Origin of the sequence: Flavitalea plasmicola, from assembly GCF_030546645.1 — a bacterium.
GTDB lineage: Bacteria > Bacteroidota > Bacteroidia > Chitinophagales > Chitinophagaceae > Puia.
The window spans coordinates 261,738-277,509 of sequence record NZ_JAUOTO010000009.1 but is presented as its reverse complement, the minus strand read 5'-3'; the positions used below and the strand labels follow the sequence as shown (position 1 = coordinate 277,509).

Sequence of the window (15,772 nt, the reverse complement as noted above, 5' to 3'; positions counted from 1 at the left end):
AACGGATGAAATACACCAACATTTTACTGGTAGACGACGATATGGATGACAGGATGCTTTTCCAGCAAACCCTGGAAGAAATAGATCCGGCCATCCGTGTGCACGACGTGGAGAACGGTCTTGACATGGTGGACTGGCTGAACAATTGTTCCGATAATGACCTCCCCGACCTGGTGATCCTGGATCAGATCATGCCGAAAATGACGGGTAAGGAAAGCCTGATTTTTCTAAAGGAAACCCCCCGGTATAAGTATATACCAGTTATTCTTTACTCGACTTTCCAGATGAAAGACTTTTTACATTCCTGCCGGGAGTTGGGCGCGCTGGACGTTGTCGCCAAGCCTGATACCATCCAGGCCTATCGCAATATGATCGAGCAGTTCATATTGGCCGTCTGATGTTTATTCGACACCTTTCACCCGCATCGGCAGCACATAGATGGACTCGACCGCTGTGATGAAAAGGTCCTTTTTGTCCCTTCCGCCAAAACAGAGGTTGGAGGCCGACTTCACGGAGACGGGAATATGTGCGATCTTCTCGCCGGCAGGGCTGAATACCGTGACGCCATTGCCCGTCAGATAAAGATTACCCCGCTCATCCAGCGTTATGCCGTCGGAACCCATCTCCGCAAACAGCTGCCGGTCGCTCAGCGTGGCATCCGGGTTGATCCGGTACCTATATGTCTTTTTGTCTTGTATATCAGCCACATAGAGAAATTGGCCGTCGGGCGTCCCGACGATCCCGTTAGGTCTCACCAGGTTGGCTGCTACTTCCACCGCCTGGTCCTTCCCCTCCGGCAGATAATATACCTTCATGCCGTCGATATCCGGCTTTGTTCGCGTCCAGTAAGGTCGCTGATAATAAGGGTCCGTAAAATAAATGCCCCCCTTCCGGTCGATCCAGACATCATTCGGGCCATTCAGCTGATGCCCGCCAAGATCCTTCATCAACACCCGCACTTTCTTACCAGGACTGATAGACCATAGCTCCCCCCTCTCATCAGCGCAAGTCACCAGGTTGCCCTTCCGGTCGAAATAAGTGCCGTTGCTTCGACCTGCACTATCCAGCCACAACGTCAGCCGCCCCTTTACATCGTATTCCCATATCTTGTTATTTGGCTGGTCCGTAAAAAAGACATTCCCCTTCCGATCCACAGACGCCCCCTCGGTAAAGCTGAACTGACTGGCGATCAGCCGGGGGACAGCCCCGGGAACAACCAGCGTATCCCTGTCGAAAAAATCCGTCTGGGCCCGCACCGCAAATGCAGCAGCCATAAAGGCAATGGCAAGAAAGTAATGCTTCATGTCATAAAGCTATAAGATATTCCGTCTCGCCGCGCCTGTTATTTTATTTTTATCAATTCAACTTTCTGTCTTATATCGCCTGCCCATCATTAAATTTGAAGGACCAAAGCCCCCCCATGATCTGGTACGAAAATGAAGTACAACGCTTAGAGAAAGAAAAAACCGCTCTGGAATACGAGCCAAAAATGGTATTTTACGGCAGCTCGTCCATCAGGCTCTGGGAAACCCTCTATGAAGACTTTAAGGAGTATTCGCCTGTGAACCTCGGCTTCGGCGGATCAACGCTCGCCGCCTGCGTCTGGTTCTTCGAACGACTGGTCACCGGCTATCGCCCCCAATCCATTCTACTCTATGCAGGCGACAACGACCTGGGCGATGGCAGACACCCCGAAGAAGTATTCATCTTCTTCCAGCAGATGGTAGCCCTTACCCGGCTGCATTTCGGAGATATCCCGCTGGCTTTCATTTCTATCAAGCCCAGCATTACCCGGTGGAACATTGTCGACAGCATTCGCTATACCAATACTCTTATTGAGAACGAGATCCGTAAACAAGGTAACAACCTGCACTACATCGACATCTATCATAAGATGACGGACAAAGCTGGCTATCCTAAACGAGAATTCCTTGACCCGGATGGATTACACATCAGCGAGAAAGGCTATGCTTTATGGAAGGATATCATACAACAACACCTGTCCGCCTTCATTCGATGAAAAGAGAATATCATAAGTGGTACAGCCCGGCCTTACAGCGGGAAATGGAATTGCTGGTCTTCGGCGAAGGCGGCGAGCCCATCCTGTTCTTTCCAACAAGGACAGCTCATTTCTACGATTACGAGGACTGGCTTGTCATAGACGCGCTAAGCCGCAAGATCGAAAGCCGCAAGATCCAGGTATACTGTCTCGACAGCATTGATAAGGAAAGCTTTTACGCCAGGAATGTCCCTCCCCCGGATCGGATCCTCCGCCATCTCCAGTACGAACAATACCTGCTGCGGGAAGTGGTCCCCCTTGTAAAACAGAAAAACCCCTCCCCCACCCTGGTGGCCGCAGGCTGCAGCCTGGGCGCCTACCATGCCGCCAACCTCGCTTTCAAGTACCCTTCGCTGTTCCACAAAGTGGTCGGGCTAAGCGGTCGCTACGACCTGACCACGTCCATGCCGCATTTTGAAGACCTGTTCGAAGGCTATCGCGATGAGAATATCTATTACAATATGCCCGGGCAATTCATCCCCAATCTGTACGACGAGCATTTGATCCGGCTGCTGAAATCGCAGGAGATCATCTTTGTGGTGGGGGAACATGATGTTTTCCTGGATAATAACCAGGCCCTTAGCAACGCTCTATGGAGTAAAGGTGTTTGGAATGCGCTGCACCTCTGGGACGGAGAATCCCATAAACCACGTTACTGGCGGCACATGGTGCAGCTCTACTTGTGATAAGCCTTATTTTTTCGTCACCTCCACGCTCCATTCATTGCCGCTGGCAATCTTATTGACTTCCGCAAAGCTCCCCTGGTTAAGCGCAAAAGAAAGTTGCAGCAAACTGTTCAGATAGACCAGTGGCTTACCCACGGCCACAGCCCCGAATGTAGCGCTGTAAGGCATGTCCCCCTGATAAACCATTTGTCCATTGTGAAAGATCTTTACGGACATCAGCTCCCCAAATGCGACATGCAGCTGCTTAAAAAGATCGTCAGGTATGTTCGTCCAGATATTTCCATATTGTACATCCAATACGGGTATCGTTCCCCTGATCACTTTCCCGTTCAACTCGGCTTTTTGATAAGGAATGCTTACCACTTCCTGTTTGGCCAGCAGGGGCCCCACCTCTTCAAAGGTGATTGCGCCGGCAGCAAGCCGGGCTGCCGTATAGGCATACACATCACGTCCATGAAAAGTATAGGACTTCTGCGAATCCCGGCGACGGTTGACAGCTTCGTTGATCTCCCGGATCTCTCCGATCCCAAGCGCCTCGGCCACCAGCGTCAGCGTGCCATTGTCAGGCGTTACGATAAACTGTCCCGTCCGGGTCCGTAAGACGACGGACTTACGATCCGTGCCCACACCCGGATCAACGACAGATACAAATACGGTTCCGGACGGCCAGTAAGGTACGGTCTGCCGCAAACGATAGGATGCCTCCCATATATTGTAGGCCGGGATCTCGTGCGTAAGATCAAATAATTTCAGATCGGGGGACACCCCCATGGCCACCCCCTTCATCTCGGACACCGCACCATCTTTCAGCCCGAAATCCGACTGGAACACCACCACCTTGCTTTGAGCTTCCACTCGGACAGCCCAGAATATCAGTACCACCGGCAACAGCATGACACTAATGAATTTTCTCATATACGATCGCATCTATTTGTGCAAATGTAACACTTTCAACGTTTTCGGGCTTCCCGTCCCCCCGGATTTCCAAACACTTCGCCTCCGCCGGTTTGTTAACGGGTCGTTAACCGGCAAACTGGATTAAATTTTTATTAAAAGGATTCGTCATACCTGTGATTGAATTTCATTTTTAACTAAAATCAACCACATGAAAAAGATCACGATGATGGCCATGGCCGTACTATTCTTTCAAATGATCGCCAGCGCTCAAAGAACGCCTCACACACGTCATGATATCCACCATGACAGAAAGGATATCAGGCACGACAAGAAGGACATCGCTTCAGATCGCAAGGATATCCACCAGGATAAAAAAGACATTGCCGGAGACAAAACAGACCTGCAACAGGATCGCAAGGAAAGGAATGCGGACCTGAAAGCACATGATTACAAAGATGCCCGGCAGGAACAAAAAGACATCAACAGCGATAAAAAGGACATCAACGGGGACAGGAAGGACCTCCACCAGGACAGGAAAGACCTCTCTAAAGATAAAAAAGACCTGCACAAGGACAAAAAGGACCTTCAAAAAGATAAGAGCTCAAATTAATCCCAATGCCCCTGACAGCGCTCTGTCGGGGGCATGTTTTTTATATCGGGAATATAACATCTAACCTTATGCGTAAAACATCCATTACCATTGCATTCCTGACCTCCGTCATATCCCTGCGGGCCCAGGACGAAAGACAACTCCCGGCAACTCCTTCAGATTCACTGCATGTCGCTGCAACCACCGACTCACTGTCGAAACATCACCGCCATACCTATCTGGAAGCTACCCTGGACTACCAAAACAACAACGTCTACATGGGACGGAAAGATTCTGCCGTACTACCCTATTTTACACCGGGCTTGAGCTATTATCATAAGTCCGGTTTCTATGCCACGGCATCCGCCGCCTGGCTAAAAAACGCCGACATCAGCCGCATAGACCTCGTAACCATCGCATCGGGCTTTCGTTTTTCCGCAGGTAAATACGACGGGGACTTTACAGCATCCAAGTACTTTTACAACACCCAAAGCACCAGCGTCACATCGGAGATCCAGGCATCCATGTCCTACTCTTCCAGCTATGACCTCGGATGGATCAGAACGACGCTCTCAGGTCAGCTGAACATGGGGAACAATACGGATATGGAAGCTTCCCTGGGCATGGAACATAGTTTCGACCTTATGGATGACGCCCTTGAAATAACACCCACCCTCACCGCCAATGCAGGTACCTTGAACTATTACAGCAACTACTACAAGACCCGGAGGTTTAACAGGAAAAATGCAAAAAAAGCCGTATCCGGCACCGTAACGATCACTGGGACGGTGGTGAACCCCTCTGCATTCAAGGTCCTGGACTACGAGGCAAGTTTGCCCATTTCTTTCACCGCAGGTAAATGTACTTTCAGCGCAACACCGGCCTTTTCCATCCCCGTCAACCCTGCTCGAATTAACCTGCAATACGCCTATTCCACCGGCGCCACCGCCCTCCGCCAGCACGTGGAAAAAATAGAGAACACCTTCTACTGGACACTGGGCGCTGCCTACCGCTTTTAACAGGGGCCGGCGCCAGACGCCGCCCCTCTTCACCCCTTTCCACACATCCCTGATTTACCCGCTTTGGACCTATTCCCCGCCCGCATATTTCCTATTTTCACCTAAATTGTCCATCTATCATCAGCCATCAAACTTCATTACTATGCGAAAGCTCGTTTTAACCCTTCTTACTGCTACAGCCATCGCCTCATCCTTACATGCCCAGATCAATGCAGCCCTGCTGCGTTTCCCCGACGTCTCCGCCACACAGATCGTATTCACCTACGCCAATGACCTCTGGATAGTCCCGAAAGAAGGAGGGAAAGCACAGCATCTTAGTTCCCCGGCCGGAGTGGAGGCCTTTCCCAAATTCTCCCCCGACGGTCGTACCATCGCCTATACAGCCGACTACGACGGCAATAATTCCATCTATACCATCCCCTCCGAAGGAGGTCCCGCAACACGCCTCACCTGGCATGGCTCCCCGGAAAGAGTGGTCGGCTGGTATCCGGATGGGAAACACCTCCTGTTTGCCTCCGGCAGGGAAGCCGGACGGGAACGTTTCGACCAGTTCTTTAAGATTGACGCAGCCGGAGGCCCGGCTCAAAAGCTTCCCCTGCCCTATGCAGAGTTCGGCACCTTGTCCCCGGACGCCAGCCAGGTCGCCTTCACATTTAAGTCGCAGGTATTCCGCAACTGGAAACGCTATAGAGGCGGATGGAACGGACAGATCCATCTATTCAACCTGACCAATTATTCCTTCGAGAATATATCCTCCACCGATGCCGATGACGAACTCCCCATGTGGCACGGCAACAGCATTTTCTTCCTGTCCGACCGCGGACAGGAAAAAAGAATGAACCTATGGGAATATAACATCTCCTCCAAAGCGTTTACACAAGTCACTAACTTTACAGACTACGACGTCCACTATCCCTCCCTGGGACCACAGGACATCGTCTTCGAATACGCCGGTAAGCTCTACCTGTACAATCTCTCCTCCCGCAAGTCGGCGGAAGTGCCCATCCAGGTGGTCACCGACCTGCCCGCCCTGCGCCCCACCATCCAACAGGTAGAAAAGCTCATGACTAACTTCCAGCTTTCCCCCGACGGCAAACGCGCAGTGATAGAAGCACGGGGAGACATCTTCTCGCTGCCAGCGGAAAATGGTGCGGTAAAAGATCTCACCCAATCCTCGGACGTGTCGGAAAAATTCCCCGCATGGTCACCCGATGGAAAATACATCGCCTATTGGAGCGACCGCTCCGGTGAATACGAGCTCACCCTGAAAGAGACCACAGGTGACGGCAGCCAGGAGAAAAAGCTCACCTCCTATGGTCCTGGCTACAGGTACAACCTTTACTGGTCCCCCGATAGTAAAAAGCTGGCCTTCATCGACAAGGCCATGAAGATCTACATTTACGACAGGACAACCAATCAGACCACTTACATCGATCATGGTCTGCGGATGTTCGAAGGCAACCTGCAGGGATTCTCCCCCAGTTGGTCCGCCGACAGCCGGTGGCTGGCCTATGACCGCGACCTCGCCAATGGACACAGGGCCGTATTTATTTATGATTATACGAATAAAGCGCTGCACCAGGCCACCAGCGGCTACTACTCCAATGCCAATCCCGCTTTCGACCCCGGAGGTAAATACTTGTTTATCACGACCAGCCAGTCCTTCAACCCGGTGTACAGCGACATGGATAACACTTTTATCTATCCTAACTCGACAAACCTGGCAGCCATCGTGCTGAAAAAAACCACCCGCTCTCCGCTCTATCAGAAAGATGACACTGTCGCATTACAACAGGAAGAAGCTCCCACTCCGGCAACGCCTCCCGCCGCACCGGCGGCAGCCGCAAAGGCAAAACCCAAAGTAACGCCGGTTGACATCGACCTGGATGGACTGGAGTCCCGCGTCATCCTCCTGCCGGTGGATGCAGGCAATTACGGAAATGTCTATGCAGTCGAAGGCAAGGTCATCTACCAGAAATTCCCCAACGCGGGCTCCAATGATAAAGAAAAGCCCATCCTGTTCTATGACCTCGACAAACGTAAGCAGAAGACCATCACGGAAGATGCCGGCGGCATGGTGCTCTCCGCCGACGGCAAACACATCCTGGTCCTGAAAGACGGCGGGGCTTACATCATCGCAGTTGACGAGAACCAGAAGCTGGACAAGCGGTTACGGACAGCCGAAATGCAGATGTGGGTCGATCCCCGCAAAGAATGGCGCCAGTTGGTGACGGAGACCTGGCGGTTGGAAAGGGATTATTTCTATGACCCCGGCATGCATGGCGTGGATTGGAATAAGGTAAAAGAAAGATACCTGAAAATGCTGGATGGCGCCGTCACCCGCGAAGAGGTCGATTTCATCCTGGGGGAAATGATCGGCGAGCTCAACGCGTCCCACACCTATCATGGCGGCGGCGTGGGAGAAACGCCCAAACGCGCCGCAGTAGGCTATCTCGGCGTAGACTGGGAGGTGGATGGCGAACACTATAAGATCAAAAAGATCATAAAAGGAGCCCCCTGGGATGCAGAGGTGCGGTCACCCCTCAGCCTGCCGGGCATGCAGATAAAGGAAGGAGACTACATCCTCGCCGTCAATGGAGTTCCGCTGACGACAAAGGCGGAACCTTACGCATTGTTCGGTAACCTCGCCGGCAAACCCGTCGAGCTGACCTACAACAGCAGCGCCTCCTGGACGGGAACGCACACAGCGCTGGTACAGACGTTAAGCGACGAATCGAGACTGCGCCACCTCGCATGGATCGAGCACAACAGACAGCAGGTGGACGAAGCTACTGGCGGCAATGCCGGCTATATCTATGTCCGCAGCACAGGTCTCGACGGACAGAACGAGCTGATCCGCCAGTTCAGCGCCCAATTGGATAAAAAAGCCCTGGTGATAGACGAACGCTTCAACAGCGGTGGACAGATCCCGGACCGCTTCATAGAAATGCTCGACCGCAAACCCCTCGCCTTCTGGGCCACCCGCGACGGCGTCAACTGGAGCTGGCCACCCTCCGGCAACTTTGGCCCCAAAGTCATGCTGATCAACGGATGGAGCGGATCAGGCGGCGACGCATTCCCCGACTATTTCCGTAAAGCCGGCCTGGGCCCGCTCATCGGCTCCCGCACCTGGGGCGGCCTCATCGGCATCAGCGGCGCCCCTCCCCTCATCGATGGAGGTAATATCACCGTCCCCACCTTCCGCATGTTCAACCCCGACGGCACCTGGTTCAAGGAAGGTCACGGCGTCGACCCCGACATCTCAGTGCCGGAAGACCTCACCCAGGGCGCAAAAGGCATGGACAATCAATTGGATCGGGCGATCAAAGAGATCAACGACCTGTTAAAAAAGAAGGGATTCACGCCACCCGCAAGGCCGGCGCCAGAGTCAAGATAAGAGAATATTATGTAGCTTAGTAGTCCATATACGGCGCCACCCAAAATCATTGCAATGCCAACGGTAAAATTTACCCCCGCGCTAAAGCGATTTTTTCCCGGTTTGAAAAACACGCCGGCTAAAGGGGCTACGCTGGCTGAGATCTTAGGTGAACTGGAGCTCAATTATCCCGGCGTCCGCTCCTATCTGCTCGATGAACAGGGGCACCTGCGAAAACATGTCAATATCTTCATTGACGGCACGATAATAAAAGACCGTACCGCTTTAAGCGATCTGTTTACTGAGAACAGCGAAATATACATCATACAGGCTTTATCAGGAGGGTAACTTAAAACGTTAAACTGATGAGATCAACATTGCTTTTAGGCACCCGCAAAGGGTTTATTGCCTATCATACGCAAAACAATTATTGGCAGATAGAGAATATCTCGTTCGAAGGCATGCCGGTTTCCATCGCGTACGCCGATCCCCGCAACAGCACCTGGTGGGCCTGCCTCGACCACGGGCATTGGGGCGTCAAGCTTCACCGCTCGAAAGACAGGGGTAATACATGGGAGGAGGTAGTGGCTCCCGCATACCCGGAAGGAGAAGAAATTAAAGATGGCCTGCCGGCTGCCACCCGCTATATCTGGTCAATGGCGCATGGTGGTAAAAACTTTCATTCAAAATTATGGGTAGGCACCGATCCCGGCGGTTTGTTCCTCAGCGAAGACGGAGGGGATAGTTTTCAGCTGGTGGAGTCATTGTGGAAACATCCCACCCGTAAAGAAGGCTGGTTTGGCGGGGGCCGCGATCAGCCAGGCATTCATTCTATTGTAGTAGATCCGCGGGATGAGAACCATATTCACGTTGCCATCAGTTGTGCCGGTGTATTCGAGACCGTAGACGCCGGAAAAACATGGGAAATACGTAACAAAGGTTTAAGAGCCGACTTCCTTCCCGATCCGGCTGCTGAAACAGGACATGATCCGCATATTCTCGTGGCTGCGCCGACCAACCCCGATATACTCTGGCAACAAAATCACTGCGGCATCTTTCGTTCCAAAGACGGCTCAAAAAGCTGGGAGGACGTAAGCCAGCCACAAGGCCCTGCCCGGTTCGGTTTCGCTATTGCTGTTGCGGACGACAACCCCGACCAGGCATGGGTCGCTCCTGCCCATAGTGATGAGAACCGCACCGCCATCAAGGGCGCCCTGAGCATTTGCCGCACCGACGATGGTGGCAAAAGCTGGAAAGATTGTAGGAATGGCCTGCCCCAAAATGCGTGTTTCGATATCGTTTACCGCCATGCGCTGGCCAACAGCGCTGACAATGTAGCATTTGGTACAACCACAGGTAATTTATTTTTTTCACCGGACAGGGGCGAAAGCTGGCAGGTGCTCAACAACTATCTGCCAATGATATATTCGGTTCAGTTTGCAGATTGAGATCTTACAATTTGGGCCTTTGCATATTGTAGAGAATCCTTCGATATAAATTCCGCTATCTCATTAATATCTTTAATTGCTCTGGGAGACCAGATTACTTTAGCCATTTCTTGAGTCTTTTCTTCGCTTCTTCAGTACTTAGGTTGCAGCAAATTTCGTACAATTTACAAAAAATAATGGCAATCTACTCACTCCTCAAACTCCTCACCGGATTCGCCAACGCCGCTTTAAAAGCCTGAAAACTAATTGTAAACAACGCAATCCCCCCAGCCAACACAGCCGCCAGGCCAAACACCTGCCACCCTATACTGATCCTGTAAGCAAAATCCTCCAGCCACCGGTGCATCGCCCACCATGCAAAAGGAAAAGCGATCAACGCTGCCACCAAAACCAGGACCAGAAAATCCCTCGACAGTAAACTTACAATATTTGCCACCGTAGCCCCCATCACCTTCCGTATCCCGATTTCCCTCGTACGCTGCTCCGCCGCATACGCCGCAAGCCCAAACAATCCCAGGCAGGCAATGCAGATAGCCAATAACGAAAATGACAATGAGATCCCTCCCATCCGTCCTTCCGCCTTGTACTGTGCATTGAAATCATCATCCATGAAAGAATAGCTGAAAGGCTGTCCCGGCGCCATCGACTTCCATTTATTTTCTATCTGCGAGATCAGACGAGGAATATTTTCGCCCCGTACCCTCAATGCCAGACTCCCTCTATCTTCCCGCATGTACAGCGCCATCGGCGTCACCACTTCCCTGAGACTGTTGAAATTAAAATCCTTCACGACGCCTACAACATGCCATTCCCGGATTTTTCTGGTCTTTATATCATCCACTTGATAAAGCCTGGCCCCGAGTGGATTCCCTGTTCCCAGCATGCGCGCCGTCGTACTATTGATGAGGATCCCGTTGGAATCCGTAAGAAAGGACCGTGAAAAGTCGCGCCCCTGCTCCACATGCATACCCAATACAGAAACGTAATGCTCATCCACTGGCCAGGTTTGCATGAGGATCGCATCCCTCTGGTCCAAAGCCGGCGTGCGAAAAAAAGCATCGGAGTTACGGTCGGAAGCCGTAGGCAGAAAGCCTGTCATCGTGGCGCCAGCCACACCCGGCATCTTCAGCAGGTCCTCCCTGAAAGCCCTGGCCTGCGAACCCAATGGGCCCAGCGTTCCCAGCACCAGCACATGGTTCCGGTCATATCCCAGGTTCTTACTCCGGATAAAACCCAGCTGCTGATAGATCACTGCAGTCCCCACAATGAGGAATATGCTGACGCCAAATTGAAAGATTACCAGCGCATTGCGCAGCCAGCCCGTCTTAAAGCCGGCGCTGAGGTTGCCTTTCAGCACGGCGATAGGGCGGAATGCCGACAGGAAAAAGGCCGGATAAGATCCCGCCAGCAATCCCACCACCACACCTAGTATCAATAATGAGGGTACCAGCCAGGGCCTGGCTAAAAAACCAAGTCCGATTTCCTTTCCCGCCAGCTGATTGAACCAGGGCAGCATCAGGGCGGCTATACCCACCGCCAGCAACAGCGCCATAAAACTAATGACCGTGGACTCCACAATGAATTGTATGATCAGCTGTCTCCGCAGCGAACCCATCACCTTCCGGACCCCCACTTCCTTCGCCCTGCTGGAGGACCTGGCAGTGGAAAGGTTCATAAAGTTGATGCAGGCGATCAGCAGGATAAAGGCGGCAATGCCGGAAAATATATACACATACTGGATATTGCCATTGGCATTCAGTTCCGACATTCGGTTGCTGTGCAGGTGAATGGAGGTGAGGGGTGTAAGCGAAAACCTAAGGATCCCGCCGCTTTTTGAAAAATCCTTCATATCCAGGTTGACCACGTGCTTTAGCAAAGGGGCCATATATTTTTCCACCATCCCCGGAAGCTTGGTCTCCAGCCTGACAGCATCAGCTCCTTCTTTCAATACGATATAGGTGTTATAGTTGTGGCTTAGCCATTCATCCGTTGCCCTGCTGGACTTCAGCTGCAGCATGGGCAGAAAGATATCATAGCGAAAGTGGGATTGTGATGGCATGTTACGGATCACGGCCGTCACCTTGTATTGAATGCTGTCATTGATCACCAGGATACGCCCCGCTACATCGACCCGGTTAAAATACTTCCTGGCGATCTTCTCAGTGATCACTATGGAATGAGGAGTGTTAAGCGCCGTTCGGGCATCCCCGGAGAGCAGGGGCATCGTAAACACATCGAAGAACGATGAGTCCGTATAGATCACGCCTTCCTCACGGATATTCATACTACCCTTCCGCACCAGCAGGCTGCTGGCATAGCGAAAGCGGGTATACTGCTGCACCTCCGGATAGTCCTGTAGCATGGAAGGACCCGCCAACGGAGGCGCTACTGCCAGGAACATGTGGTTGCCGCCAAATTTTATTTCCGCGTCCAATCGGTAAGTGCGGTCAGCTTTGACATTCCATTTGTCAAAGCTCAACTCATCCGTCACATACAGGACGATCAGCAGACAGGTGGCCAGCCCGACGGCGAGGCCTAGAATATTGATAGCCGAAAAGCCCTTGCTTCTCCATAAGTTACGCAGCGCCGTCTTGAAGTAGTTTTGGAACATAGTGGAAGGTTATCCACCTGTGACGTTTATGCCGTAATAAAGGTTACACAACGCCCCCTCATTATCTCTTCATCAGATCATTTTCTCAGTTTAAAAACATACTCCAGAAAGCCCGGGGTTATCCCGTTATACAAAGTGGGGCGCTGGTGACTGAATACAAACGTAGTATCTGTTAAGGTAACAATTTTGCATTCCTCGGGCTGTGACGGAACATGCTCATTCACCAGGGTAAAGGCGGTGTCGCCATGTAATCTATAAGTACCGCTCTCCCCGATAGGAGTGACATCGGGAGCCAGGTTTTCCACCCAGGTAAAGTTGGTATTGAACTGAAAATAGTAATAAGACGGTTCCGTGTAGACAGTGCCGTCATTGATAGCCTTCCCCGTTGAGTCTCGTGGAATGACAGTCACTGTGATTATATTCCACTTGCCTGTTATTTTCTTAGCCTGGGGGGAGGGCATACCCGGATCATCCCTTCTGCACGCCGCAAAAGCCGTAACAAATAAGATGGGAAGGAACATTATCTTCATATAGCACCTTTTAGTAAGTGCAGAACGATCCCTTTTTACAAAACGTTGCCTCGGCCCATACTTATCGTCCCGGCACCGGCACCACCGGCAAACTTTCACTACCCCCTTCCGACACCGCCTGCACTGCAAAAAAATAATTATCCTTCGAGAACGGAAGCTCCATCTCCATGGCCGTCGTATAAAATTTCTTCTGCCATACAGCACTGGTCGTCTCCCGGACAAGTACAAAATAACCCTTAGAAACCCCATTCACAGGCGCCTTCCAGCGAAGCAGCGTGCTATTCGTAAGATTCCTCACTTCGATTGCCACATCGACAGGCACACCGGGCGCCTTGGCCAGGTTCGCAAGAACAGCAAGATTAACCCCCGTATTCCTACGCAGGTATTCAAAGTCCATGAACTCCGGCAGGTCGCCATACACAACACCGTTTTCGGTCCTGACGTCCTGGTGCTGGTGGTTGAAATTCTCATTCATTTCCGTGATCCGGACGGCAGCATAGCCATTATCCACATAGGGGATATGATCGCCGCCCCGCAGAAAACGATCGGGACGATACACCATCATCACAGTGAGGTTATCTACATACCGCTCACCCGTCTCTTTTACATAACGGGCCAGCTGCCGGGCTTTCCCGTCATTCTCCAGTCCCAGCTGGCGGATCGTTTTAGACTGCTTGTCCAGCTCATAGGCAGGCAACCCTTCGCTGAAGACCCGCACCCGCGTGTTGTCGATGATATGGGTCTGGTTGCTATTGTTGCTGCCGATAATATCATTGTTCAACACAGCCGCTATATTCCAGTTGGCAGCCTTCGCCTTCTTAGCCATATAGGTAGACCCCAGGAGCCCTTGTTCCTCGCCGCTTACGGTCACGAAGATGATGGTAGCCGGGAAAGCATGCCGGCTCATGATACGTGCGCATTCTAATACCGCCGCGCTGCCGCTGCCGTCGTCATTGGCTCCCGGTGCTTCGCCCACCCCGTCCAGGACATCCGTGCGCCGGCTGTCGAGATGCCCGCTGATGATAAAGATCCGGTTATCATTGGGATCGGTGCCCTTTAAAGTGGCTACAGTATTGCCCAGGTTGATATTGCTTTTCACACGGTTGCCGTCAGCGACATAGATGGTGGTGTCGACAAAGGCAGACAGCCGTCCCGCTGATCCCACGGCAAATTGATTGAATTTGGCCAGCACCCAGTTACGGGCGGCGCCGATCCCTGCTCTACTGTCCGTGGTGGAGCTGACGGTGCTGCGCGTCTTGAATGACACCATAGCCTTGATATAAGCCTGCAGGCTGTCCGCATTGACCTCTTTCACCATCCGCTCGATCTCTGGGTCTCTATTGACGATAGTTTGTCCATCACAGGCACACCCGATACATACCGCTCCGATAAAAATGAGTTTCTTCATGACCTAAATGTAAAAAACCGGGCGTTAGCCCGGTCATTCACATGCAACTATCTCTATACTTATTTAAAAGTTAGTGTCACGTCTCCGCTGCTGTTACTCACTTTCACAGGTATCCCACCCCCGTTCATTGCCCCATCGATATGCTTCTCGTCGGACTCTCCTTTGAAATTGGTCAGAGTGTTGACCCGGACCTTGTCCCCGGAGATCCGCAGGTCCATTCCCTTGCCTTGCGGCAGCTGCAAACTGACATTGCCGCTGGAATTAGTGAGATCCAGAAACTTACCCATCTCCTTAAGACTTACGTTGATGTCTCCGCCGCTGGTGGATGCACTTAAGCTGCAGGTAAGGTCCGTTAGACGGATATTGCCGCCCGAGGTGCTGGCATGCAATTCGCCATCGATCTCTTCACCCCTGACAGTACCGCCGGAAGTGGTAGCCCGTATTGTCCCTTTCAACAGCCGGAGCTTCAGGTCACCGCCGGAAGTGCCAAGATGCAGGTTCCCTTCGCAATGCGTAGCTTCGATGTTGCCGCCACTGGTCACCAGGTCGATCTCGCTCTTGGAATCCGATATGTTCACATTACCCCCCGAAGTCTTTCCGGTGATCCTCCCCGTAAGCTGGTCGATATCCAGGTTACCGCCACTGGTCCTGAAATCCTGGGTGCTTCCCGAGAGCTTTTTCAATGAGATATTTCCGCCGCTGGTCCGCAGGATGGTAGTGACGCTCTCAGGTGCATAGATCTTGAAAGATATGCTGAGGCTTTTATTCCAGTTGATATTGCGCTTGGGACGGGCGATGGCTCTTACCTTATGATCATCCGTGCTGACAGTGAGGTCGAATTGCTCCTCCAGCCGCCGTCTGGCATCTTCACCACTGAGTTCTTCCCCATGATTGCCTCGTACATAGACTTCCACCCTTGCTTCCGCATCCGGCACACCGGACACGTAAATATTACCTCCCGAGGTCTCCGCCGTCACCTCCCTGATAGACAAGCCTGCAAGGGATTTCTGTAAATAAGGTCGTGTGCCGCCGGAAGGGGATTGAGCCGCTACTGCCAGGATCTGTAGACCGGATAATATTAAGAGGGATAATTTTTTCATGATCGCAACATTTATTTCCCTAAAGTACACTCCCCTGTCCAAAATGTTG

At 52.0% G+C, this 15,772-nt stretch carries 14 protein-coding genes; 8 read left to right on the top strand and 6 right to left on the bottom strand.

Going from position 1 to position 15,772, the window contains the following annotated elements:
- Positions 1 to 5: 5 nt before the first annotated feature.
- On the top strand, positions 6 to 398 hold the full coding sequence (locus Q4E93_RS30635) for a response regulator (protein WP_303591755.1): 393 nt from the start codon (positions 6 to 8) through the stop codon (positions 396 to 398).
- Between the two features lie 3 nt (positions 399 to 401).
- Here the strand turns inward: Q4E93_RS30635 and Q4E93_RS30630 are convergent, their stop codons facing one another.
- A complete protein-coding gene (locus Q4E93_RS30630; protein ID WP_303591754.1) occupies positions 402 to 1,304 on the bottom strand; it encodes an SMP-30/gluconolactonase/LRE family protein in 903 nt (300 codons plus the stop codon).
- A gap of 116 nt (positions 1,305 to 1,420) precedes the next feature.
- Here Q4E93_RS30630 and Q4E93_RS30625 point away from each other — a divergent pair, with 116 nt between their 5' ends.
- Positions 1,421 to 2,020 (top strand): GDSL-type esterase/lipase family protein, encoded by a 600-nt coding sequence (locus Q4E93_RS30625; protein ID WP_303591753.1) that lies wholly within the window; start codon positions 1,421 to 1,423, stop codon positions 2,018 to 2,020.
- A complete protein-coding gene (locus tag Q4E93_RS30620) occupies positions 1,975 to 2,745 on the top strand; it encodes an esterase family protein (RefSeq protein ID WP_303591752.1) in 771 nt (256 codons plus the stop codon). The genes Q4E93_RS30625 and Q4E93_RS30620 overlap by 46 nt, the downstream gene beginning before the upstream one ends.
- A gap of 6 nt (positions 2,746 to 2,751) precedes the next feature.
- On the opposite strand, the gene Q4E93_RS30615 is transcribed toward Q4E93_RS30620, so the two are convergent.
- Positions 2,752 to 3,660 (bottom strand): SAM hydrolase/SAM-dependent halogenase family protein, encoded by a 909-nt coding sequence (locus Q4E93_RS30615; RefSeq protein ID WP_303591751.1) that lies wholly within the window; start codon positions 3,658 to 3,660, stop codon positions 2,752 to 2,754.
- Between the two features lie 190 nt (positions 3,661 to 3,850).
- Here Q4E93_RS30615 and Q4E93_RS30610 point away from each other — a divergent pair, with 190 nt between their 5' ends.
- The 5 genes from Q4E93_RS30610 to Q4E93_RS30590 all read left to right on the top strand — a co-directional run bounded on the left by Q4E93_RS30610 (position 3,851) and on the right by Q4E93_RS30590 (position 10,074).
- Entirely contained in the window at positions 3,851 to 4,252 is a 402-nt protein-coding gene (locus tag Q4E93_RS30610) for a hypothetical protein (RefSeq protein WP_303591750.1), read from the top strand.
- 68 nt (positions 4,253 to 4,320) lie between these two features.
- Positions 4,321 to 5,250, top strand: coding sequence for a hypothetical protein (locus tag Q4E93_RS30605; RefSeq protein ID WP_303591749.1), 930 nt, complete (start codon positions 4,321 to 4,323; stop codon positions 5,248 to 5,250).
- Between the two features lie 142 nt (positions 5,251 to 5,392).
- Positions 5,393 to 8,647, top strand: coding sequence for a S41 family peptidase (locus Q4E93_RS30600; protein WP_303591748.1), 3,255 nt, complete (start codon positions 5,393 to 5,395; stop codon positions 8,645 to 8,647).
- 54 nt (positions 8,648 to 8,701) lie between these two features.
- Positions 8,702 to 8,974, top strand: a complete 273-nt coding sequence (locus Q4E93_RS30595; protein WP_303591747.1) for a MoaD/ThiS family protein — start codon at positions 8,702 to 8,704, stop codon at positions 8,972 to 8,974.
- 17 nt (positions 8,975 to 8,991) lie between these two features.
- Positions 8,992 to 10,074: a WD40/YVTN/BNR-like repeat-containing protein gene (locus tag Q4E93_RS30590; RefSeq protein ID WP_303591746.1), complete on the top strand. Its 1,083-nt coding sequence runs from the start codon at positions 8,992 to 8,994 to the stop codon at positions 10,072 to 10,074.
- 184 nt (positions 10,075 to 10,258) lie between these two features.
- Here the strand turns inward: Q4E93_RS30590 and Q4E93_RS30585 are convergent, their stop codons facing one another.
- The 4 genes from Q4E93_RS30585 to Q4E93_RS30570 all read right to left on the bottom strand — a co-directional run bounded on the left by Q4E93_RS30585 (position 10,259) and on the right by Q4E93_RS30570 (position 15,723).
- Positions 10,259 to 12,685 (bottom strand): ABC transporter permease, encoded by a 2,427-nt coding sequence (locus tag Q4E93_RS30585; protein ID WP_303591745.1) that lies wholly within the window; start codon positions 12,683 to 12,685, stop codon positions 10,259 to 10,261.
- A 77-nt stretch (positions 12,686 to 12,762) separates the two neighbouring features.
- Positions 12,763 to 13,215 carry a lipocalin-like domain-containing protein gene (locus tag Q4E93_RS30580; RefSeq protein WP_303591744.1) on the bottom strand — a complete coding sequence of 151 codons (453 nt, stop codon included), beginning with the start codon at positions 13,213 to 13,215 and terminating at the stop codon, positions 12,763 to 12,765.
- Between the two features lie 61 nt (positions 13,216 to 13,276).
- Entirely contained in the window at positions 13,277 to 14,623 is a 1,347-nt protein-coding gene (locus Q4E93_RS30575) for a M28 family metallopeptidase (protein ID WP_303591743.1), read from the bottom strand.
- Positions 14,624 to 14,682: 59 nt separating this feature from the next.
- Positions 14,683 to 15,723: a DUF4097 family beta strand repeat-containing protein gene (locus tag Q4E93_RS30570; protein ID WP_303591742.1), complete on the bottom strand. Its 1,041-nt coding sequence runs from the start codon at positions 15,721 to 15,723 to the stop codon at positions 14,683 to 14,685.
- Positions 15,724 to 15,772 lie beyond the last annotated feature (49 nt).

Bases quoted from the DNA above. Each gene is read 5' to 3' on its own strand.
- Q4E93_RS30635 (WP_303591755.1), top strand. From the start codon at position 6: ATGAAATACACCAACATTTTACTGGTAGACGACGATATGGATGACAGG.
- Q4E93_RS30630 (WP_303591754.1), bottom strand. From the start codon at position 1,304: ATGAAGCATTACTTTCTTGCCATTGCCTTTATGGCTGCTGCATTTGCG.
- Q4E93_RS30625 (WP_303591753.1), top strand. From the start codon at position 1,421: ATGATCTGGTACGAAAATGAAGTACAACGCTTAGAGAAAGAAAAAACC.
- Q4E93_RS30620 (WP_303591752.1), top strand. From the start codon at position 1,975: ATGGAAGGATATCATACAACAACACCTGTCCGCCTTCATTCGATGAAA.
- Q4E93_RS30615 (WP_303591751.1), bottom strand. From the start codon at position 3,660: ATGAGAAAATTCATTAGTGTCATGCTGTTGCCGGTGGTACTGATATTC.
- Q4E93_RS30610 (WP_303591750.1), top strand. From the start codon at position 3,851: ATGAAAAAGATCACGATGATGGCCATGGCCGTACTATTCTTTCAAATG.
- Q4E93_RS30605 (WP_303591749.1), top strand. From the start codon at position 4,321: ATGCGTAAAACATCCATTACCATTGCATTCCTGACCTCCGTCATATCC.
- Q4E93_RS30600 (WP_303591748.1), top strand. From the start codon at position 5,393: ATGCGAAAGCTCGTTTTAACCCTTCTTACTGCTACAGCCATCGCCTCA.
- Q4E93_RS30595 (WP_303591747.1), top strand. From the start codon at position 8,702: ATGCCAACGGTAAAATTTACCCCCGCGCTAAAGCGATTTTTTCCCGGT.
- Q4E93_RS30590 (WP_303591746.1), top strand. From the start codon at position 8,992: ATGAGATCAACATTGCTTTTAGGCACCCGCAAAGGGTTTATTGCCTAT.
- Q4E93_RS30585 (WP_303591745.1), bottom strand. From the start codon at position 12,685: ATGTTCCAAAACTACTTCAAGACGGCGCTGCGTAACTTATGGAGAAGC.
- Q4E93_RS30580 (WP_303591744.1), bottom strand. From the start codon at position 13,215: ATGAAGATAATGTTCCTTCCCATCTTATTTGTTACGGCTTTTGCGGCG.
- Q4E93_RS30575 (WP_303591743.1), bottom strand. From the start codon at position 14,623: ATGAAGAAACTCATTTTTATCGGAGCGGTATGTATCGGGTGTGCCTGT.
- Q4E93_RS30570 (WP_303591742.1), bottom strand. From the start codon at position 15,723: ATGAAAAAATTATCCCTCTTAATATTATCCGGTCTACAGATCCTGGCA.